At 28.4% G+C, this 19,965-nt stretch carries 24 protein-coding genes; 6 read left to right on the forward strand and 18 right to left on the reverse strand.

Annotation, left to right across the window (positions count from 1 at the left end):
- Positions 1–9: 9 nt before the first annotated feature.
- A complete protein-coding gene (locus AXY43_RS27775; RefSeq protein ID WP_017211888.1) occupies positions 10–153 on the forward strand; it encodes a hypothetical protein in 144 nt (47 codons plus the stop codon).
- A 109-nt stretch (positions 154–262) separates the two neighbouring features.
- Here AXY43_RS27775 and AXY43_RS07945 read toward each other — a convergent pair whose 3' ends face one another.
- From AXY43_RS07945 to AXY43_RS07960, 4 genes are all read right to left on the reverse strand, one after another.
- The gene (locus AXY43_RS07945; RefSeq protein WP_105411379.1) at positions 263–538 is read right to left on the reverse strand and encodes a hypothetical protein; all 276 of its coding nucleotides are present in this window, start codon (positions 536–538) and stop codon (positions 263–265) included.
- Between the two features lie 383 nt (positions 539–921).
- A complete protein-coding gene (locus AXY43_RS07950; protein WP_105411380.1) occupies positions 922–3,684 on the reverse strand; it encodes a PAS domain S-box protein in 2,763 nt (920 codons plus the stop codon).
- 396 nt (positions 3,685–4,080) lie between these two features.
- A complete protein-coding gene (locus AXY43_RS07955) occupies positions 4,081–4,893 on the reverse strand; it encodes an alpha/beta fold hydrolase (RefSeq protein ID WP_023976729.1) in 813 nt (270 codons plus the stop codon).
- Positions 4,894–4,966: 73 nt separating this feature from the next.
- Complete coding sequence (locus AXY43_RS07960) at positions 4,967–5,350, reverse strand: hypothetical protein (protein ID WP_012060091.1); 384 nt, start codon at positions 5,348–5,350, stop codon at positions 4,967–4,969.
- A 349-nt stretch (positions 5,351–5,699) separates the two neighbouring features.
- On the opposite strand from AXY43_RS07960, the gene AXY43_RS07965 reads away from it, so the two are divergent.
- Entirely contained in the window at positions 5,700–6,020 is a 321-nt protein-coding gene (locus AXY43_RS07965; RefSeq protein WP_023976654.1) for a hypothetical protein, read from the forward strand.
- A gap of 762 nt (positions 6,021–6,782) precedes the next feature.
- Here the strand turns inward: AXY43_RS07965 and AXY43_RS07975 are convergent.
- The 6 genes from AXY43_RS07975 to AXY43_RS08000 all read right to left on the reverse strand — a co-directional run bounded on the left by AXY43_RS07975 (position 6,783) and on the right by AXY43_RS08000 (position 10,857).
- Entirely contained in the window at positions 6,783–7,565 is a 783-nt protein-coding gene (locus tag AXY43_RS07975) for a cell wall-binding protein (protein WP_023976653.1), read from the reverse strand.
- Between the two features lie 298 nt (positions 7,566–7,863).
- Positions 7,864–8,292, reverse strand: a complete 429-nt coding sequence (locus AXY43_RS07980) for an N-acetyltransferase (protein WP_105411381.1) — start codon at positions 8,290–8,292, stop codon at positions 7,864–7,866.
- A 133-nt stretch (positions 8,293–8,425) separates the two neighbouring features.
- Positions 8,426–8,716: a hypothetical protein gene (locus AXY43_RS07985; protein ID WP_012060096.1), complete on the reverse strand. Its 291-nt coding sequence runs from the start codon at positions 8,714–8,716 to the stop codon at positions 8,426–8,428.
- Positions 8,717–8,930: 214 nt separating this feature from the next.
- Positions 8,931–9,125 (reverse strand): hypothetical protein, encoded by a 195-nt coding sequence (locus AXY43_RS07990; RefSeq protein ID WP_023976651.1) that lies wholly within the window; start codon positions 9,123–9,125, stop codon positions 8,931–8,933.
- Between the two features lie 72 nt (positions 9,126–9,197).
- Positions 9,198–10,244, reverse strand: coding sequence for a galactose ABC transporter substrate-binding protein (locus AXY43_RS07995; RefSeq protein ID WP_105411382.1), 1,047 nt, complete (start codon positions 10,242–10,244; stop codon positions 9,198–9,200).
- Between the two features lie 163 nt (positions 10,245–10,407).
- Positions 10,408–10,857, reverse strand: a complete 450-nt coding sequence (locus AXY43_RS08000; RefSeq protein WP_105411383.1) for a GNAT family N-acetyltransferase — start codon at positions 10,855–10,857, stop codon at positions 10,408–10,410.
- An 89-nt stretch (positions 10,858–10,946) separates the two neighbouring features.
- Between AXY43_RS08000 and AXY43_RS08005 the strand changes: the two genes are divergently transcribed.
- Positions 10,947–11,423 carry a hypothetical protein gene (locus AXY43_RS08005; protein WP_023976648.1) on the forward strand — a complete coding sequence of 159 codons (477 nt, stop codon included), beginning with the start codon at positions 10,947–10,949 and terminating at the stop codon, positions 11,421–11,423.
- Between the two features lie 29 nt (positions 11,424–11,452).
- On the opposite strand, the gene AXY43_RS08010 is transcribed toward AXY43_RS08005, so the two are convergent.
- Complete coding sequence (locus tag AXY43_RS08010) at positions 11,453–12,007, reverse strand: GNAT family N-acetyltransferase (RefSeq protein ID WP_023976647.1); 555 nt, start codon at positions 12,005–12,007, stop codon at positions 11,453–11,455.
- Positions 12,008–12,119: 112 nt separating this feature from the next.
- Positions 12,120–12,563 carry a GNAT family N-acetyltransferase gene (locus AXY43_RS08015; protein ID WP_012060101.1) on the reverse strand — a complete coding sequence of 148 codons (444 nt, stop codon included), beginning with the start codon at positions 12,561–12,563 and terminating at the stop codon, positions 12,120–12,122.
- A 429-nt stretch (positions 12,564–12,992) separates the two neighbouring features.
- Here AXY43_RS08015 and AXY43_RS08020 point away from each other — a divergent pair, with 429 nt between their 5' ends.
- The gene (locus tag AXY43_RS08020) at positions 12,993–13,310 is read left to right on the forward strand and encodes a hypothetical protein (protein WP_105411384.1); all 318 of its coding nucleotides are present in this window, start codon (positions 12,993–12,995) and stop codon (positions 13,308–13,310) included.
- A gap of 123 nt (positions 13,311–13,433) precedes the next feature.
- On the opposite strand, the gene AXY43_RS08025 is transcribed toward AXY43_RS08020, so the two are convergent.
- The 3 genes from AXY43_RS08025 to AXY43_RS08035 form a co-directional block, all read right to left on the reverse strand.
- Entirely contained in the window at positions 13,434–13,580 is a 147-nt protein-coding gene (locus AXY43_RS08025) for a hypothetical protein (protein ID WP_023976645.1), read from the reverse strand.
- A 339-nt stretch (positions 13,581–13,919) separates the two neighbouring features.
- A complete protein-coding gene (locus AXY43_RS08030) occupies positions 13,920–14,168 on the reverse strand; it encodes a hypothetical protein (protein WP_012060104.1) in 249 nt (82 codons plus the stop codon).
- A gap of 1,002 nt (positions 14,169–15,170) precedes the next feature.
- Entirely contained in the window at positions 15,171–15,527 is a 357-nt protein-coding gene (locus AXY43_RS08035; protein ID WP_105411385.1) for a winged helix-turn-helix transcriptional regulator, read from the reverse strand.
- A 159-nt stretch (positions 15,528–15,686) separates the two neighbouring features.
- Here AXY43_RS08035 and AXY43_RS08040 point away from each other — a divergent pair, with 159 nt between their 5' ends.
- Entirely contained in the window at positions 15,687–16,502 is an 816-nt protein-coding gene (locus AXY43_RS08040) for a nitroreductase family protein (RefSeq protein WP_077308770.1), read from the forward strand.
- 577 nt (positions 16,503–17,079) lie between these two features.
- On the forward strand, positions 17,080–17,403 hold the full coding sequence (locus AXY43_RS08045; protein ID WP_041899027.1) for a hypothetical protein: 324 nt from the start codon (positions 17,080–17,082) through the stop codon (positions 17,401–17,403).
- A gap of 205 nt (positions 17,404–17,608) precedes the next feature.
- On the opposite strand, the gene AXY43_RS08050 is transcribed toward AXY43_RS08045, so the two are convergent.
- From AXY43_RS08050 to AXY43_RS08060, 3 genes are all read right to left on the reverse strand, one after another.
- The gene (locus AXY43_RS08050) at positions 17,609–17,821 is read right to left on the reverse strand and encodes a transcriptional regulator (protein WP_077844853.1); all 213 of its coding nucleotides are present in this window, start codon (positions 17,819–17,821) and stop codon (positions 17,609–17,611) included.
- Between the two features lie 259 nt (positions 17,822–18,080).
- Entirely contained in the window at positions 18,081–18,938 is an 858-nt protein-coding gene (locus AXY43_RS08055) for a YitT family protein (RefSeq protein WP_012060109.1), read from the reverse strand.
- Between the two features lie 184 nt (positions 18,939–19,122).
- The gene (locus AXY43_RS08060) at positions 19,123–19,854 is read right to left on the reverse strand and encodes a sulfite exporter TauE/SafE family protein (protein ID WP_077855425.1); all 732 of its coding nucleotides are present in this window, start codon (positions 19,852–19,854) and stop codon (positions 19,123–19,125) included.
- Positions 19,855–19,965: the final 111 nt, after the last annotated feature.

The following is a 19,965-nucleotide window of genomic DNA, read 5'->3' on the forward strand; positions in this document are numbered from 1 at the left end:
GAATTCATAATGGCTGGTTGTAACGAAAAGAATTGTACATGCTCTAATATTAATTGCGAAAGACATGGTAAGTGTTGCGAATGTGTAAATTTTCATCGAGGCAATGGAAATATTGTCGCTTGCTTAAGAGATTTCAAGGTTGAAAGCAAATAACTGAAAGCCTTATCCAAAACCATCATAATCTAAAGCCATACTTAGGCTTTAGATTTTCATCTTAATTTTCCATTTAACTTTAATATTTATATTAATTGAAGTAGACTTTCTATTCTAACTCCCAACCATTTTTAATACATTCTTGGAGCCCTTTCAATATTTCTATTGCTCTATAAACTAAATTTAATTTGGCAAACTGTTCAGCCATTGGTATATCTTTCAAATTATTTTCTTTTTGATATTGTTCCTTTTCCCACATTATGTTGCGTCCATACGTCCTTGTATGAACATTATTTATAACCTGCCATATTTGTCCTTCATCCCTGTTGTTATTATTGCAAAATTCCTGTACTTTTTCTTCTAATAGCTCTCCACTACACATCATAATTGTATTATCTCCTTTGATTTAACATAGTCTATTAATTTTAATTCTTTCCAAAATGTCCATCTTTAAAACAGTCTATGTTAAATCATCTATAATCCCCTGCAATCTGAAATTATTGTAAAATATAATTAGAATATCTATCTCATTCTTTCACATAATAATAGTGCAATCTGATAGCCGTCACTAACTACACCCCGACCATTTCCTCAAAATGGTAGTTATCACTTGTTTCATTAGAATAGGAGCTTAATTATGCGTTATTAGCTCCTATTCCTTATTATTTTTTCGATAAAAAGTATAGTAATGCACCTCCAAATAATTTTATACTTACTATATTAATGTATTATTTACACCATAAAACACTCATATCTAAATACCTTTAGTTATAAATATATATCTGAAAATTCTATATTGGTAGTTTGAACAAGTCTATTATCAGTCATTAAATCAATCATCGGTTTTTCATTTTTTTCTTCTATTACTTTCTCATTAGGAAGTAATATTTTAAAAGTTGTACCTTTGCCTAAATTACTTTTTACACTTACACTCCCACCTAGTGCTTCAACAAATCTCTTTACCAATGACAAACCTATACCTGTTCCTTCTGCCTGCCTTGATAAAGAACTCTCTACCTGCCCAAATCTTTCAAATATTACATCTATCTTATTTTTTGGTATACCTATACCATTGTCTTTTACTTCAATACATATATTAGTTTTCGCAGAATGTAAATTTACAATAATAGATTTTCCTTCTGGTGTAAACTTTATCGCATTGGAAAGAAGGTTTAAAATGATTCGTTCATATTTTTCATCATCAATCCCTATTATCTTTTTCGTAAGTTTTGATACGAATGTTAACCTTACACCCTTTTTTGATGCAAATTCATATACAGATTCAGTTATAGCTTTTGTTAGAAAAACTATATCTATATTTTTTTTATTTATCGTTATCCGGCCAGCATTAACACGAGTGATGTCAAGAATATTATTAACTAATCTTAATTGCCTATTAGTATTTTGCTTGATAGTTCCCATATATGTTTTTATCTTTTCGGTCATTTGATTTGAGTAAACTAAATTTAAAGTTTGTATAGCTGTATTAATTACATTAAGTGGTGTTCGAAACTCATGAGAAATAAATGATAAGAACTCATCTTTCATTTCCATTGCCTGCTCAAGTCCTTCGTTTTTTTCACGCTCTACAGCTAGCAACTTTTCTTGTACTTCTTGTAAATCTTGTTGGCTCTTGATCATATCTGTTACATCAAGAAAACTTACAACTCCATATAAAAAATCACCACTATTATCATAAATCGGCGTTCCACTAATAATATTGTAATATTCCATATCGTCTTTTTTAAACTTCACAATATTATTTCTTACTATTTTTCCAGATTTCACACGATATATTGGAGTTTCCTCTATTGGCATTTTGTTTCCTTCTAAATCATAAAGCTCTGTAACTTTATAACCTTCCCCTAACTCTTTAAACTCTCCAGAAAAACGTTTCCTAGCCACTTTGTTTTTAATTATATACTTACCATCTTTGTCAAATACATAAATCGACTCTTGCATATTATCTAATATAGCTTCAAAAAGTTCTTTCTGTTCTTTAATATGCTTCTCATAATTAACTTGTTCTGTCACATCACGATTAATAATGATTCCTAAACTAACTTTCCCATATTCATCAAAGACAGGAGTTGCATTAAAATCAAAATATGACGCATCGTCTCCGTGCTTTATGATTATTCTCTGATTCTTAACTTTTTCACCTCTTATGACCTTCATAGAAGGAAAATCTTCAAGTGAAATGCATTTGCCTTTTTCATCATAGTATATTTCTCCACTTTCAAATGAATCACCAACTTTATCGACTGGATTATCAAGCGAAGTAACCTTTTTAGTATATTCTTCTACTCTTTTATTTGTTCTTCTATACTTACCACAGTTATCCACAACAGTTAAGCCATCTGCCATATTATCTATTATTATTTCTAATTCTTCTTTTTGCTGTTTTATAATTTGGTTTTGAATTTGTAATTCTTTTTCCATTTTCTTATTCTCTGTAATATCACGATTAGTTTCAAGGACAATTTGCTTTCCATTCTCATCTACTATTAACTGCAATCTAGTTTCAACTAAAAGCTTACTTCCGTCCTTCTTAATTTGCTCTATTTCAGCATGCCAAATTCCATCACTTAAAAGTGTTGATTTTATACTGCTAAAGCTAATAGGAAATGTAGTTTTTAGCAGTTCATAACTAATACTTCCTATAGCTTCTTCGCTGTTATAACCATACTTTTCCTCTGCTCCCTTGTTCCAATATATAATAGACCCATTAATCTCCCAAGCTAAGATAGCATCATGAGAAAGATTTAATAGGTTTGCCTGCATCATCAGCTGTTCATTTTGTTTTTTAATGACCTTTGTTTGCTCTTCCATTCTTTTTCTGTCTAAAACTTTTTCTGTTATATCTGTTGTAATTTCAATACAATATTTTAGAATTCCATCCTCAAACACCGGAGCGAGACTAGCCTTCCAATACGTCACTCCTCTTTCAAATTCAAATATATATTCATCACTGTAAAACGGTTTCTTTGTTGAAAGCACTCCTTTCCATACTTCTTCTGATGAGCTTCCAGTCCATCCTTTTATTATTTCATTTAACTTTTTGCCTATTGAATTTTCTATACTATTAAATGGTTTATCGAGAAAGTTTAGATAAGTTTGATTTGCTTTCAATAGAGTTATATCTGGAGTACTAAAAATAGCAATTCCAAATTTATTATGAGCGCATAGAGCGTCTACTGCTGCGAATTTAACATCTAGACGTGAATTTGGTTTTTCTGAGAAAATATACACCTTTCCAATTGCACCTTCTGCCACATCTATATTTATAAACCTAGCATCTAATGATTTAGTAAATAGAAAGTAATCTTTCTTGTCATCAATATCTTCAAAATCGGCATTAGGCCCAATTTTCAATATATTGAATAATTCTTTAATATTTTTATTTAATAGTTCTTCCTCTGAATATTCAGTCATTTCAATAAATAACTTACTGATTTCAGTAGCGATCCCATTGTCTACCATTATATATGATTGTTCCCCAATGAAATCGAAGGAGTTATATAATTCCATAATAAAGCCCTCCAATTTTCAGCTTTTTTCATTTGTGCTTTTGCACCTATTCATTATTTTACCATGATATTCCATGTAATACTACCGGTCTCCTATGTTAATAGGTAACTTATCGAGCAATTCTGCATATTTACTCAAAATAAACGTGCCCTTTTCTTCATCATTAAATACTTTCTACATATTGTGTAACATTTTATAATTACATATAAGGAATTTCGTTTTAATTAACGTATTATATTTAAATATTAAGTCTTAGCTTTAATATTAGATTCATATAGACTCTAATATTTCCAGTAAATAAAAATACCGCAAATCCAAATTAATGAATCATACGGCATTAAAGTAATTATTCATACAAAATATTTTTATAGAAATATTTTCTTAAATTATAAAATCTTATTCTCCAATAAACTTCATTAGCTCTTTATTAAATTCTTCACGTTGATCATAGAACGCTGCATGTCCACTGTATTTGAATGGAATAAGCTTAGAATTCTTAATCATCTTTTCTTGTATCTGTCCTAATTCGAATGGAACAATTTTGTCATGGATTCCATGAATAATTAAAGTTGGAACATCTATCTCTTCTAAATCAGAAAAGAAAACTTCATTTATCCAAGCCTTTGCAATTGCTGCTGTTGACCATCCCGCTGCCTGCAATCCTAATTGAAAGAACCACTGTGAAAAAGCTTCTGTTATATGTTGATAAAAAAACATATCTCCAAATCCTTGAAGCATTTTAGGTCTATCGGTATATGTTCCTTCAATGAGCTGTAAAACTGTTTCTTTATCTAAACCATAAGGGAAATCAGGACGTTTAATAAGACTTGGAGCTACTGCCCCAAAAAGAGCAAGTTTTGATACTCCATAACCTTTATGACGCGCCATATATCTAACAGCTATTCCACCTCCATTTGAATGTCCTGCTAATGTTATATCCTTTAACTTTAATGTATCAATTACACATTTAACATCGTCTGACAAGGTATCAAAATTATAGCCCCTATATGGCTTATCTGACTCTCCGAATCCTCTTGTATCTATCCCAATGCATCTATATCCCATCTTTGGCAAAACATCAAATTGATATTCAAACAGTTTATGACTTCCTGGCCAACCGTGTATAAATAAAATTGTTTTATCGGCACCCTCATTAAGGTCTTCTACATAGATCTTTACATCTGGTTCTACTTTGACATAGTAACCCATTATAATAACCTCCAAAAAACTATCTATAATCTATATCATATCAATTAGGATATGAATTTGTGAATCATCAATTTTACTTTTCTATTTTCACACCATTCCAATAATCAACACCATTAAGACCGCCATATTGATTACGTCCACATCCCCATGTACCATTAAATCCTATCTTTCCATTCTTTTTATAGAAATAAAATTTAAATGCGCCAAATACACAAGCGCTTTCAGGGTATGCATAAGGATAAGATACTGTTGACCATATACCTGTTAAAGTCAATATACTTGCATTATAATATCCATAAATATACGGATATCGACCCACAACTCCATTTGGAGCTAGCTCAGTTAAATTTACAATTCCATCTATTGCTCCATTATCTATAGATGTTTTAAATGAATACCTACCTAATATTTCTGTAAATTCTATTTTGTCAGCTGAAGCTTCGTAAGAAGATTGCATTCTACTCTTCCTTTAGTATTATTTATTCTAGTTAATAATATATGAACTTATATTTAAATATGTTTATACATTTATTTCCTACAACATTATAATATCTAAAATTTATTAATATAATTTCTTTCATGTATATTTCACAAATTCCTAACTTATTTATACATATCTCTTTAGCTATAATCCCGAACTAACAAATTCTCTAACTTTATCTAATAAATTAAATTGAACTACCTTTAATCAAATTGTAAAATCCACTACCTCTTGATTAATTCCTTTGAATAATTTCACTTAATATTCACATAATAATTAATACATTATTTAAATAATCTAAATTTATGAAAGGTTGATAGTTTTAATGAAACGATATGTTATATTAATTTTTATATTTCTATTAATCTCATCTACTACCATATCACAACTTGCCTATGGCCAGGTTGGTAAAACTCTTAGTCAAGGAATATACAGTGCAAGAGATGCAAACCTAAAAATAGGTTCACCTATGGCTGCTAAAATTGACTCACCAAACAGCAGAGTTATTATAATAGTTATTGATAGCGATCAGCAGTTGCAGGAATTAATACGTCTTGGTCCCCAATCGCCTCAACATACTATAAAACCTCTTGACTATGGTTCATCTATAATAATTTTTGGCACTAGTCCAGTAACATTTACTTAAAAATGCTTAGTCATTATATTTTTTATTGTGCTGATAATTATAGATAACGATTTCTAATTAACTATTAATTATGCAAATGCAGTTTATTCCATAGGAATGAATATTGTTTCAGGGCAAAATCCGCTTAACGGAACAAATTATAAATTCGATGAGACAGGTAATACAGTTATGATTCCTTACAATGAATATTCTAAACAATCATAGTTTTTTTAATCATAAATAACTTTCCTTAATTAGCTATCCTTAATTATATGGAAATTAATATTCTATTTAATGATTATATATAACTATTTTTGTCTATAATTATATTAGACATGAATTACTATTCTCCTAACATTAAATATAAGATAAGGCAGCTTTTTAAATTGCTGCCTTATCTTATATTTATATAATTGATCTTTTAAAAACCATTTGTAGTAACATTTTTACTACTCCATAATATATTAATCATTGTAAATGACATTTTCTTCACTTCTCACTGAAATTTATGTTATAAATTAATGACATATTCTTTAGTTCTTTAATACAAAAACAAAGGCAGCAGCCAAATTTTTGATATCATTTTTACGGTAGATACCTAATGTAAAAATATAAATAATTCTATCTACTAAAATGTACTTCTAAATTTATGGCTACTGCCCATTTATTTTGCTTATTTTTTTAATTTTCATTATGATTATATTTTTTTGTTTAACTCAATAATTATTATACTATTATTTATTCTTTACTCTAATATTTAAGCTTTAACAACATTAACTAATCTCATTGATTTTTATAAGTATCATTCCATTCACTTGTTGTAACATAAGAGGAATCAATTGATTTTAGATATTTATCAATTTTATATGTGTCTAATTCACCTTTTATTACGTTATAATAATTATTATTGATAATTATAGGATTTACAAATGTTATATCCATTACATCCTTATCATTTATATAAAAATGTGCAGAATGTATATATCCATCTGATGCTTCAACATTTGTTGCTTTTTTAATGATATACCCATCTAAATATCCCATGAATTCTTTAACTTTCTCTTTATCACCTATTGTTATTGATTTACCGCCTCTTCCATCATAAAATACTATTTTTGTAACATCATCAAACTTTATACCAGTTACACCACTTATCTTTTGAGATTCAGAGTCAGCATTTGTTGAAGTAATGATTGTACTATTATTTGTGGATGCAGTGGCAGCCGTATTTCCAGTAGTGCCATCATTCTTTTGAATCCAGACTCCATTTGAATCTACTGAATAACTTCCAATTGTAGTACTTTTAGCCATAGCACCACTACTATATAGATAATACCATTTTCCTTGATATTGTACCCAACCTGTTTTCATATAACCATTGCCATCAAAATAATACCATTCTCCATTAATGCTTCTCCAACCTGTAGCATATTCATTTCCTTCTGTATACCACCATCCAACATTATCTTGTTTCCAAGCTGCAAATGCTTTAATTGGAGCTACCGCTAAAACGCTTGTAGATATTAAACCAATTGCAACTAATCTTTTTAGATATTGTTTTTTCATTTTATCAACCTCTATTTCTTATACTTACTAATTATCAGCAACTAATTCCAGTATAATAAATCTTAGTACTAGTATATTATTAATTTTAATTGCTTCAAAGTGTTTTAATTATAGCCGAAAAAAATTAATTTAATCTTAATCCTAAATTACAATTATCATAAATTAAATTTTTATTAGCCTAAAAAAGTACTACAAACTCACTTCAAAATATGGTACTTAAAACTTTTATTTTATCTTCCTTAAAGTTGAAAGTTAATATTTTTTATCAATGCATGTGCATACTAATAAAACTTATGAGCTATTTCTCTCCAAATGCCATTGTATACTCACTTTCTTTTATATCCTCATTTATATGTTCATCTATAACTTTGAAATTATTCTTCATATAAAAATTTACTGCAGTTACGTTCTTTGTAAATACGTGCAATATAAGATTATCATATTTAGATTTGCAATACTCTATAAGCTTCTTACCAACACCTTCTCTTTGATATTCTTTTTTTACAAAAAGCCCAGCTATATAATTTTGTTCTACTATTCCTATAAATCCTTTTATAATATTATTTTCTTCAAATATATAAATATCTGCTGACGGAAGCATTTGCTTAACTAATTCAAAATTATCCTTCCAATATTCTTTAGGTATAAAATCATGAGCCTCTATATTTGTATCAAGCCATATTTCCATTACCTTATCCAAATTATCCAATTTAAAATCTTTAATCATTTTTTTCTCCTTATTTCCTACCAAAATAAAACCATTTTCATTATGCTTTGTGAATGCCTTACTTAATGGACAGTCCCTCTGTCTATAAATTATTAATTAAGTTTTATCAATAGGCTTCATGTTTATTGTAAATTTAAGCTTTTTTCTTTTTCTTACGTATTCTTATGCTACCTTGTTCATTATTCATCCCTGTCTTTTCTATTAATTTAGTGCCAAATGCGGCAACCTCTTGAATATCTATTACAGTTATACAACCTGTTTTTAACTCTTTTAATTCAAAACTTCCTCTCATTCCCTGTTGCTTTGCATTCCTTATAAGTTCTCTTAATTTTAATATATTCTCTTCTGTTGGTTCTTCATCAGTTAAAGGAGTAAAATACCCGATATATCCACTTTTGAATACTATTTTTATTTCTAACATCATCCTAAACCTCTTAAAATCAAAATTACTATCTTTAATATATATTCATTAACGAGGTCTATACATGTTATTATTTCAATATTTTTATAATGAAGATACTTAAATACTTGATAAAATCACTAGCTTGTATCATTAATCTGCAACAACCAAACATGTAATTTTCTTCATTAAATATTACTAGATTTTATTTTTAAATGTATATAATTCCCATAATTAATTATATCTTACCTTTAGTAAATTTTCTAATTAGAGCATCTCCAATTAAAATTAGTGGTACCGCTATACAAAGATACTCCCACAATTTCAAATCTAAATTATCTTTTAAAACCATTGCAATTAATAAACTAACGGCCCACCAAATACACTGTATTGCTTTTAGCGTTCCATTAGAAAAACTAGGTCTCTTAAACATAATAAACTCCTTCCCTATTTACTAAAAACCAACTTCTCATTTTTTTAATCAGAAGCTCCTATCTAAATCACTTTAGGCAGCATATTCATGATATGGCAAACGGATAGCAACTTTTGTATCATCAAACTTATATTTAGTACCATAAAGCGGATCTCTACCTTCAAATACATTCATACCTATTACATAACTCACTTCTGCCATTTCATATGGATCTTGCATAACAGAACCTGCCATAAAACCTTTTTTAATTAATTCTTGTGCCTCAGCTGTAGCATCAATTCCAACAACAACTATTGTCTTATTTTTATCTCCTAAATTATATCCATTGTTTTGCAATGCCTCAACAGCTCCTATAGCCATCTCATCATTATTTGCAATTATTGCCTCAATATTCTTACCATATTGCAGAAGTAGTGAACTAATATTTGTTTTGGCCAAGTCTCTTTGCCAATCAGCAGCTTTTAATGCAAGCTGCTCAGTTTTTATTTCTGCTTTATTTATTGTTCCAATAGAAGACTCACTTCTTTCACGTGCCTCTATACTTCCATGTTCTCCCTCTAGCATAACATATTGCAAGACTCCATTATTATTCTTATCTATAAACTTTCTATCCTTATTCCATATATCAACAATAATTTTTCCTTGCATCTCTCCAGCTTCTTTAGCATTTGTTCCTACATAATAAGCTTTTCCATAATACCTAAGCGCATCAACAGATACTGGTTCTCTATTAAAAAAAATTATAGGGATATTTTTAGACTTAAATCTGTTGATAACATCCTGTGTAGCCCTTGTATCAACTAAATTTACCATTAGAATATCTGCATTATCACTGACCAAATTGCTTAGTACTTCATCTTGTGTTGATTGGTTACCCTTTCCATCATAAAATCTAAATACTACTTTTCCTTCATTTTGCTTTTGAATTTCTTCTAAGTTTTCCATAACTAAAGAGACATATTTATCCTTAAAATTATACAGCACTACATCTATCATTACAGATCTCTGACTTAACCCATTTGTTCCCGCAATAACTCTAGCATCACATACTGATACCTCCATTGCAGTAACTATAAATATAATCTCTAGGATTGCTAATATTCTCTTTGATATATTCATTTTAAATCCTCTCTTTCACTTTTGTTTAACATTATTGTTATCATCAGTGAAAGAAAATATTTATTTTGGCTTTTATTAATATTAAATTTTATACAAATCTCTATAAAATAAACCAGTTAGCTTATATTAAGTATAATAAACTGATTTTCATATTATTATATTATTAGATAACCTTCTTTTCAAAGCAGATTGCTTTAGAATTTCCATTGTATTTTCCATAATTCTGTATCTGATGGTACCCTCTTTTCTTATAGAAATTTACTGCTTGCTCATTTATTAATCTAGTTTCTAGCCAAATAACAGAGTATCCCATTTTCTTTGCCTTAAGCTCTAAATATGATAGTATTTCACTTCCAACACCCATTGTCTTAATCTTCGCAAACATCCGCTTAACTTCCGCTATATCTTTATTAATATACCGTATTCCTCCACATCCTACGGCCTCTCCATTATCATCATATGCAACCACAAACAAGGACCGGGTAACACATACATCCTCTGGATTAAAGGAATTTTTTCCGCTATCTCCAGTTATAAATTCCAGTTCTTTAGACAATTCATCCATTAAACGTATGGAATCAGGATCACTTGGATTCTTTTCAATAATCTTCATTGTTAATATCTCCATTTCTTGAAATTTAAACTTTGATTTTCTATTTTATCTAAATATATGATAAAATCATTGTGAAAGGTGGCTAAAGAATGACTGGATTTATAATGTCGAACTTAAATATTTTTATTCCTTTATTACTTATATTTTTAACGATTGATACTTTTCTACTAGCTTATAAAGCTTTTTTAATAATTAATACTAACTTAAAACTGTCTTGCAACAACTCAAAAAGTTACTATAATAAAAACAATAAAATAGCAATTATAAATCTAACTATAGAAAATAACTCATCTAATCCAATAGATGTTATAAAAGTAAAATTAACTTCTGGATTTAAATCACATTTAGCAACTTTTCCAACAACACAATCTGCTAAAAATAACCTTAAGGCTCTCGATTCAAACGTATTATTAGAAAACATTCTAAATAATACAAATATACCTGAACATACTTCCGTAACTGGTTATGCTATTTTTGAAAATGTTGGAGCAATAAGTGACTCAAAAAACTATAATATAATAATTAAAACCTCTAATAAAGTTTTAAGAAAGAAAATAAAACTATAATTCTTTATTTATACGACCTCATTACATTTTTAATAATTGTTGCTATTTATTCTTCCCATTATGACTGTATTATAATATTTTCCATCTTTGTGAATACGATCATTTATTAATAAACCTTCTTGCACAAAGCCATAGCTTTTATATAATTCAATTGCCTTAGTATTTGTCTCAACTGCAGACAATGATACTTTTTTAATATCCGAACTATCTGAATATCTTAAAATATTTTCTAGAATTACTCTCCCAATTCCATATCCCCAATATTTCTTTAATATACATATTCCAAACTCTGCTTTATGTCTGAATCTAAGTAACTTATTTCCTTCTAGGCGTGAAAATCCCACAATTTTTCCGCCCACTTCAGCAACTAAAAATAGATTTATCTTAGAAGTATTATCCTCACAAATAATTCCTTCAAAATCTTCTGGAGTTAAGAACGCTTCCCCTGATTCTCTATCAAGATTTTCTGTTTCTCCATCAATCTGACCTCTTAATTTAGACAACTCATTTGCATCCGCTTTTCTAGGACATCTAAGTATCCATCTTAAGTTTTTACCGTCTATTATTTTATCTTCTATTATCATTATGTGCCTCCTAGTATATTCCTCATAATCCATAATTCTAGCAACAAATTTAATAAAGATAGCCAATTATTAAAAAATTGTAGTTTCGCCTTAGGTTCTTCTATTTCATTTTCTATAAGTCTATTTTTAAATAAATCATATCAACGAGCTGTATTCCATTTTCAAAGATTGGATGGTCATAGTTATCTGTAAAAAAATTTTTAATTCTGTGTGATACACGAAATCCACAGTTCTCATAAAACGGAATTGTTAGATTACTATCGCCTGTCCCAACAATCATAGTTGTACACTTTCCTTTATAATAATCTAAGATGTATCTTATAAGCTTTTTCCCATATCCTTTTCCTTGATATTTCTCATATGTAGCCATATTCTTTAATTCACATATATTACTATCTTTTTTTACTACTACACAAATGCTTTTTAAATCATCATCATATAAAGAAAACATTTCTCCATTCTCTAGATATCTATCAATCATATCTTCTTGTTCATCTGCTAACATCAATAAATCAAGAAACTTCTTTTTGTCATTTATGATCTTTTTAACCTCCATTGCTCTTCCCCCTTCTTTAAATAAAACATCTCTTTATTTCCAACCCTAATTTTGATGTCAACAATTTTTAACTATCAGCTTTGCAAACAATCTTAATTGCATAAATTACCAATTAATGATTTGAATAATTAAATTGTAACTTCATATACTATCTATTGAAAAGATTATAATCTGAATTTTATTTTAATCTATTAATTAACAGCTGCCCTCGTAAAGAGGGTCAGTTCTGGCAATTAAAAAACAAATATCCTAAATGAACACAATTTAAATCTCCAAAGCTCTCAACATGAGAGCTTTTTTTATTTTCAACAATTGCTACTTATGAATAGTCTAACTAAGTATTCACATAATAACAGTATATTGACACGTCATGTATTATTAACATAATTTTTTATTCAATTCAAATATAGGGAAGTGAGGCTAGTACAAATGAAACTAAGAACTTTTTTAATAGCACTTTTGATATTAATAGTATCTACTATACACAGCGCAAAAGCAATTTTCGAGTCAAATACATATAAAGAAGGGGTATATGATATTACAGATACGCAACAAGTTAAAGCCACAGGCATGCTTACAACGCCAGATGAGATTGCAAGCCTAATAATATTTGACCCAAATGGTAATGAAATTTTTTATAAAAAGTTTGATACTGCAAATGAGTCTGTAAATTTAGGTACTATTTTAGATGATGATCGTATTGCTATAGTTGGAAAAGGTGAAATAGCAATCACTATTCAGCAATAGAGCTCTCACTCTTAAATTTATTCAAATCATAATTATTATCTTATAGCAATAATAATTTCCTTATAATGAATATTTATTTCTTAACTCCATATAATACTCCTGGGATAAATTATAACTTTCCCTTCATTGTAATCCATTTAATGAGCCTCCTCTAAAAAGAGGCTCATTAACTATTTCAATTTTGCTAATCCCTAGTTCTTTCAAGTCTCTTATGGCATATTTTAATGCTACTCCATTTCCATGAATATCTAATAAGACTGCTACTTTCATTGGTTACCCCCCTGTTACAAAAAATTTCTTTAATTTATTTAACTAAGATACATAACACCTTATAACCTGTGGAGCTATAAATTTATACTGCTTTATTAATTTTATGTACTATACGAAACATCTAACAATACCTTTTTCTCTAAATTAACAGCTCTTAATATTAACATATTGAATTCATTATACCACATATTCCATATAATGTATTTTACTTTCTAACTATATTCTTTTGTATTCATAATGTTCAGTTATTCTGTATTTTTATTATTATACTCTTCGAACTTCAACCTAAAATTCGTATCATAGTTTTAAACATTAAAATAGCACCTACATTTGTGGTGCTTAATTACAATTTATATCAATATCTACTAACTCAATTTCATTACTTCCTTTTGGTAATTTAGGAATCTCATCATCACCATATCTTATTCTTATTAAAGATGCTCTATAGATATCATCTGAATAATTCCCGTGTTCATATAAAAATAGTAAGCTTTCTTTTTCTAAACAATGTGGCATTATATCCTCAATATTATATTTTTTTCCTTTGTACTTGAATATACATCTTATTAAAGTTCTTTCTGTATACATATTTCTCACCCTAATTATATAAATGTATGCTAAATCAAAAAATTTGTTCCATCTCCTAGTAGATTTGTATTAGTAATAGCATAGGTGTAAGTTACTATATCTCCAACTCTGCTATATGCAGGACCAGTCTTCGATATTTGTATAGAGTTTTGAAATAAAGAATCAACAATGTTGCCATCACTTATTTCAGCTTGAAATTGATTCTCTGCAGTAGTAACTTCAATTTCCTTTGTTTAAATTGACATAATTTCAGTTCCTCTTTATCATAAGTTTACTGACTGTAATATATTTTATGAGCAAATGATAAATTATGTTACACGTACCTATGCATATGTACTTCCTCACTTAGAACTTTCTTCTTAGTTATATCAATCATGCTTTTTATAATGATAATTAGTTCTGATATTAACTTAATTAATGATAATTAAATTTTTTGTTGTAATTGTATATTTTACTTAAACATGGTCAATACTTTTATATGAAAAGAGTAATATCTTAATTAAAATAGAGGCAGTATCGTTAGTGTCCCCCACTGATACTACCTCTATTTTTTATATTTTTATAATAATTATATATTAATTACAATCTCAAATTATCAAATAAATACTTATTTTCCATTTTGGTATATACAATTAGTATCCAATCGCCTATAGTTCTCGGTAAATCTTTGCTTATATCAACTTTATCAAATATGCATAATGTATCTATCTTACAAAATGCAGAAACACTTTATAGCAATAAATATTTTACATAAGTAAATACAAATATTTTTAGCTATTATCTTTATTGCTCTTAATTAAATCATCTTTCAAGAATCCACATCTAAAAATATTCAATTTTTTATTCCTATTTTGAATATTTCTCTCTATATGTGCAATACTAATTATGTGACATAAATTAAGTTTTCATAATTATTTTTCGGACTCCTCGTTGTAGGAGTCCCCCCATCCCAATGTATTCCTACATAAGAGAACTGTATTCTAAATTTCATTTAATTTCCTATTATATTTTTTCCTTAAGCATATTCTTTTCCTCAACAGTATTTGAATAATCAATTGCCCAATCACACAAATTAGCTAAAATAGGCAGAAGGCTTCTTCCATAGTTAGTTAAAGAATACTCAACTTTAGGTGGTACTTGATTATAAGCAATCCTATTAATCAACTCATCATCCTCTAAAGCTCTCAGCTGTTGAGTTAACATCTTTTGTGTAATATTAGGTAAACTTCTTTTTAATTCATTAAATCTCATGGTTCTTTTACCTAAATGCCAAATAATTATTGGCTTCCATTTTCCTCCTATAATATCTAAAGTTAATTCCATAGAGCAATTATATTCAATTCCTTTAAATCTCATCATTTTGACTACCTCTTTAATTTAAGTATATAAATAGTAACTACGTTACTAAAAAGTGCGTTCTTGATAATAATTCCTATAACGTATAAATTATATTTTGTAAGTATCCTAAAATAATTAATCTAGGATTTTATTAAGTATTCTCAAATAGGAGTGATATCAATGGAATTAATTACTGTAAATCAATCAACATGTGTTAAATGTGGACTTTGTTCAAATGTATGCCCAAGTGGAGTTTTATCTATGAATGAAAATGGACCAATAGCTATTCACCCAGATAATTGTATTACCTGTGGCCATTGTGTTGCAGTATGTCCCTCTAGTTCAATAGATAATGTTAAAACACCTTTATCTAATCAATTGGATTTAGAATCATTTCCAATTATAGATTCTAGCACCGCCGAATCTTTTCTTAGGTCTCGCCGTTCAATCCGCTGCTACAAAGAAGCTCAAGTTCCTCAACAAACACTATTAAAATTAGTTAACATAGCTCGTTTTGCACCTACAGCTAGTAATACCCAAGGACTTTCATATATTATAATAAAAAATAAAAAGATTTTACAACAAGCTGCAAACATAGTAGTAGAATGGATGGAATATCAACTAAAAAATTCCCCATCGCCACATTGGAGCTTTTCAAGACATGTTAAAAATTATAGAGAAGCTGGTGAAGACTCAATTTTACGTAATGCTCCACACATAATATTAGCAACATCTACAAAAGACTTCAAAAATGGAATAAAAAATACTATTTCTGCATTCTCATATCTTGAATTATTTGCCACTACTCTTGGATTAGGTTCATGCTGGGCTGGATTATTTGAAATGTGTGCTTTTTCAAACTATAAGCCACTACTAGAACTGCTTCAAATTCCTGATAACAAAGTTATAACAGGAGCTGTCATGGTTGGCTATCCAAAATATAAATATAGAAAAATAGTAGATAGAAACCCGCTAGAAGTTGAATTTATTGATTAATATCCTTAAAATAAACTGATCAACTTTTAGATATTTCATAATCCTATTCCAAAAACAATAGGATTATGGAATATCTATATAATAGAACCTACCAAACTACTAAAAAACTAGTTTATAATTGCTTTCACAAATCAAGATTTTATACAATTAAAATCTACAATTCTTCCAAAAAACATTCCAATTACTATAAGTATTAATGCTAGGATTGCACCAGTTGCAACTTCCATATTAAATGCCTCCTTAACACATTCTATCTATTATCCAAATACTGAACTCACAAAAGTTATTATAACGAATTAATTATAACATATTTTGTAAATGAAATTTTATACTCATTTTGAAAGTAACTCATTTATTTATTAATCTATGTTACGATTAAGTTTCTATAATCTATTACTGATTACCTAGTTAACTAGAATCTAAAATGTAAATCTATCCTTTTCTAAGGCATATTATGTCTTCTACCGCACTTTCACTAAGTAAATTATACATAAATTTTTTTAATAATCGCATACTAAAGGAAAATAGAAAGAATAGTTCGATTCTATAGATAAGACTATGAAAGGTAGTTGTACCAATGAAAAAATTTATTATTATATTTTCTGTTTTCTTATTTATGTCTCTTAGTATGGATATAAAGAGCGCTTATGCTGATCCCAATCCTAAAACTTTAACCGAAGGCTTTTACAGAGTTAAGGATATAGGCTTAATGCCAAATACTACTTATAAAGTTAGAAATACATCCCCTACTGGTAGATCTGTTATCATTATTTTTGACTCAAATCAACAAATGCAGGAATTTTTGAGACTTGAACCTAATTCTCCTGATTACCTTGTAAAGCCTTTAGAATTTGGTTCCATAATAATAATTATTGGAGGCGGTAATATCACCTTTTCCTAGCAAATCAAAAAAATATCTAAAATTCATTTGAATATTCTTATATTATAAAAGCTTTAAAATTCTACATATTAATAAAATATCAATTTTCTTGGGAAGATATGTTTCTAATATAATCTTCCCTGTTTTTATTTTCAGATTTCATTAGTTTCAATCAAAGTTTTTATTAATTTATCTGAACTTTCATGCTCACTAATATATATTTTAATTAAATATTATCTTTTATTCGAATACTTCTTGGGCAATTACCTGTTCTATATATATATCCTTTCCTTTCCAATCGCTCTATATGCGCATGCACACTTGACGTAGATGCCAATCCTGCTAACTTTCCAATTTCCCTGACCGTTGGAGATATCTTCTCTTTGCCTATATAGTTTTTTATAATATCCAATATTTCTTGTTGTTTTTCTGTTAACATAGAACCATCTCCCTATAGCTTTATATATAATGTCATTTAATGTTTAAAGTTGGTTATTTCAATATAATACCTAAACATATTTAAATTATCAGACGACGCTATTACAAACATACGTTCGCATATATATTACTACTTTTAGGGTATTTTGTAAATAAGAACGCAAAAAGAGCCAAAACTAAAATTAATTTCGGCTCTTTTAAGTCTATAATCTTATGCAATTATTTAACATATTTTTATTATATTTTATGATTGCTATAAATTAATGTATAGCTTTCTTTGCGTATTTTTTGCCCGTTCCTTCAACACTTGTAATTGTAACTAATGCATCTTCATCAAAACCATGGACAATATTTTTTAGCTTTGCTATTTCAAGCCTTGATAGAACCACATAAATAACATTTGTTTCTGTGCCACTATAAGCGCCCTTTCCATCTAACAAAGTAATTCCTCTACCAAGCCTAGCCATTATTGCTTCTGATATTTCATTATTTTTATCCGATACAATTATTACTGCTTTTGACTCATTAAGGCCTTCAACTGTTATATCTATGGTTTTAAAAGCAATGAAATATGCTATTAAAGAATACATTGCTCTATCCCATCCAAATAAAAAGCCCGAAGTACCTAAGATGAAAAGATTAAAAAACATAACTATTTCCCCAATAGAAAATGCAGTTCTCTTTTCTAATATTATAGCTACAATTTCTGTTCCATCTAAAGAACCACCATTTCTTATAATCAAGCCTACTCCAACTCCTATTATAATTCCGCCAAATATAGTGGCTAAAAGTACATCTTGTGTTATTCCTGGAACTGGATGAAGCAATGTTACTACAACTGACAAGCATATTACTGAAAATATAGTTGAAATAGCGAATGTTTTTCCTATTTGCCTATATCCTATTATAACAAATGGTAAATTAAATAGAAATGTAAATACTCCTAGTTGTACTTTTGTTAGATAGCTTGCCATAATTGATATTCCAGTCATACCTCCATCTATTATATTATTAGGTATCAAGAATATCTCTAAACCTACTGCTACCAAAATCGAACCTATTATCATAAATAGTATTCTGCTTGCTTTAACCCAAATATCATTATATTTTTTCGTCATTTAACTCCCCCTTAAATTTAATATATTTTATCCAATAGTAAAAACTATACTATATAAATTATAACATAGTTTTCATTACTTTATTATATGTTTTTAATATTACTTAAATATTCTAATTTTAATTTTAAAAATTAATTTAATAATGATATATCTAATGTCCTTTTATTATTTGGGTTATGCATTATTAGCTAAAAAAGCTCTTTAAAAATAAAATCATTCCACTTGCTATAAGTAAAGCAATTACTGATTTTTTAACTGTTTCTTCTTCCATCTTTGAATCAACTTTAACTCCTATAATCATTCCAATAATAACTGCTGGAGAAAGACATAAAGCCATAATTAATGCTTCCTTAGTTAATATTCCTGTAAATAAGTATAAGAAAAATCTAAATATATTATCTACTAAAAAAATACAACAAATATTTCCGCGGAATTCATTTTTATTCTCTGTAGTTCTACTGACATATGCAACTAAAAGTGCTCCAATTCCATAAAGCCCAGCTAATATTCCTGAAATTACTCCTATTACTATGAGAAAAATAATGCTAGCTTTCTTATTTTGAATTTTACTAGGCTTTCTTGTTAACATTTCTACTGCAATTCCAACAATTACAACACCTAGTATACATTTTAATATCCGATCGCTTCCAGCCTTTAATAGTAATGTTCCAGGTACAATACCTGCCAGCAGCATGAGAGATAATGGAATGACAATTTTTAAAGAGATATTTTTTCTTTCTTTCCATGCCATATATGTATTTGTTGGAATTCCAAAGAGAAGATCTACTGGTGTTGTTAACCTATTTGATACTACAAAGGAAAATAACGAACCCATAACAAGTGTATTTCCAAAGCCAGTTATACCTTTCGTAAAATATGCAAATAAAGTAGAAATAAAAAGATATATGTTTTGCATTTTTTGCCCCCCATAAGCTTAAATTATATCTTTAACTTTTGTTATTATTATCAATTATAACACATTTGGTAAACATTCCTTTCATTGTTTATTAACTTCCATATACTTCAA

The sequence above is a fragment of the Clostridium sp. MF28 genome (assembly GCF_002969175.1).
GTDB classification, from domain to species: domain Bacteria; phylum Bacillota; class Clostridia; order Clostridiales; family Clostridiaceae; genus Clostridium; species Clostridium beijerinckii.

Excerpts from the sequence above, each read along its gene's own strand:
- AXY43_RS08030 (WP_012060104.1), bottom strand. The coding sequence starts at position 14,168 with ATGTATACAGAAAGAACTTTAATAAGATGTATATTCAAGTACAAAGGA.
- AXY43_RS07995 (WP_105411382.1), bottom strand. The coding sequence starts at position 10,244 with ATGAATATATCAAAGAGAATATTAGCAATCCTAGAGATTATATTTATA.
- AXY43_RS08060 (WP_077855425.1), bottom strand. The coding sequence starts at position 19,854 with ATGCAAAACATATATCTTTTTATTTCTACTTTATTTGCATATTTTACG.
- AXY43_RS08010 (WP_023976647.1), bottom strand. The coding sequence starts at position 12,007 with ATGATAATAGAAGATAAAATAATAGACGGTAAAAACTTAAGATGGATA.
- AXY43_RS08040 (WP_077308770.1), top strand. The coding sequence starts at position 15,687 with ATGGAATTAATTACTGTAAATCAATCAACATGTGTTAAATGTGGACTT.
- AXY43_RS08000 (WP_105411383.1), bottom strand. The coding sequence starts at position 10,857 with ATGAAGATTATTGAAAAGAATCCAAGTGATCCTGATTCCATACGTTTA.
- AXY43_RS07990 (WP_023976651.1), bottom strand. The coding sequence starts at position 9,125 with ATGTTTAAGAGACCTAGTTTTTCTAATGGAACGCTAAAAGCAATACAG.
- AXY43_RS07945 (WP_105411379.1), bottom strand. The coding sequence starts at position 538 with ATGATGTGTAGTGGAGAGCTATTAGAAGAAAAAGTACAGGAATTTTGC.
- AXY43_RS07960 (WP_012060091.1), bottom strand. The coding sequence starts at position 5,350 with ATGCAATCTTCTTACGAAGCTTCAGCTGACAAAATAGAATTTACAGAA.
- AXY43_RS08025 (WP_023976645.1), bottom strand. The coding sequence starts at position 13,580 with ATGAAAGTAGCAGTCTTATTAGATATTCATGGAAATGGAGTAGCATTA.
- AXY43_RS08035 (WP_105411385.1), bottom strand. The coding sequence starts at position 15,527 with ATGATGAGATTTAAAGGAATTGAATATAATTGCTCTATGGAATTAACT.
- AXY43_RS08055 (WP_012060109.1), bottom strand. The coding sequence starts at position 18,938 with ATGACGAAAAAATATAATGATATTTGGGTTAAAGCAAGCAGAATACTA.
- AXY43_RS07985 (WP_012060096.1), bottom strand. The coding sequence starts at position 8,716 with ATGATGTTAGAAATAAAAATAGTATTCAAAAGTGGATATATCGGGTAT.
- AXY43_RS27775 (WP_017211888.1), top strand. The coding sequence starts at position 10 with ATGGCTGGTTGTAACGAAAAGAATTGTACATGCTCTAATATTAATTGC.
- AXY43_RS08005 (WP_023976648.1), top strand. The coding sequence starts at position 10,947 with ATGACTGGATTTATAATGTCGAACTTAAATATTTTTATTCCTTTATTA.
- AXY43_RS08015 (WP_012060101.1), bottom strand. The coding sequence starts at position 12,563 with ATGGAGGTTAAAAAGATCATAAATGACAAAAAGAAGTTTCTTGATTTA.
- AXY43_RS08045 (WP_041899027.1), top strand. The coding sequence starts at position 17,080 with ATGAAAAAATTTATTATTATATTTTCTGTTTTCTTATTTATGTCTCTT.
- AXY43_RS07955 (WP_023976729.1), bottom strand. The coding sequence starts at position 4,893 with ATGGGTTACTATGTCAAAGTAGAACCAGATGTAAAGATCTATGTAGAA.
- AXY43_RS08050 (WP_077844853.1), bottom strand. The coding sequence starts at position 17,821 with ATGTTAACAGAAAAACAACAAGAAATATTGGATATTATAAAAAACTAT.
- AXY43_RS07950 (WP_105411380.1), bottom strand. The coding sequence starts at position 3,684 with ATGGAATTATATAACTCCTTCGATTTCATTGGGGAACAATCATATATA.
- AXY43_RS08020 (WP_105411384.1), top strand. The coding sequence starts at position 12,993 with ATGAAACTAAGAACTTTTTTAATAGCACTTTTGATATTAATAGTATCT.
- AXY43_RS07965 (WP_023976654.1), top strand. The coding sequence starts at position 5,700 with ATGAAACGATATGTTATATTAATTTTTATATTTCTATTAATCTCATCT.
- AXY43_RS07975 (WP_023976653.1), bottom strand. The coding sequence starts at position 7,565 with ATGAAAAAACAATATCTAAAAAGATTAGTTGCAATTGGTTTAATATCT.
- AXY43_RS07980 (WP_105411381.1), bottom strand. The coding sequence starts at position 8,292 with ATGATTAAAGATTTTAAATTGGATAATTTGGATAAGGTAATGGAAATA.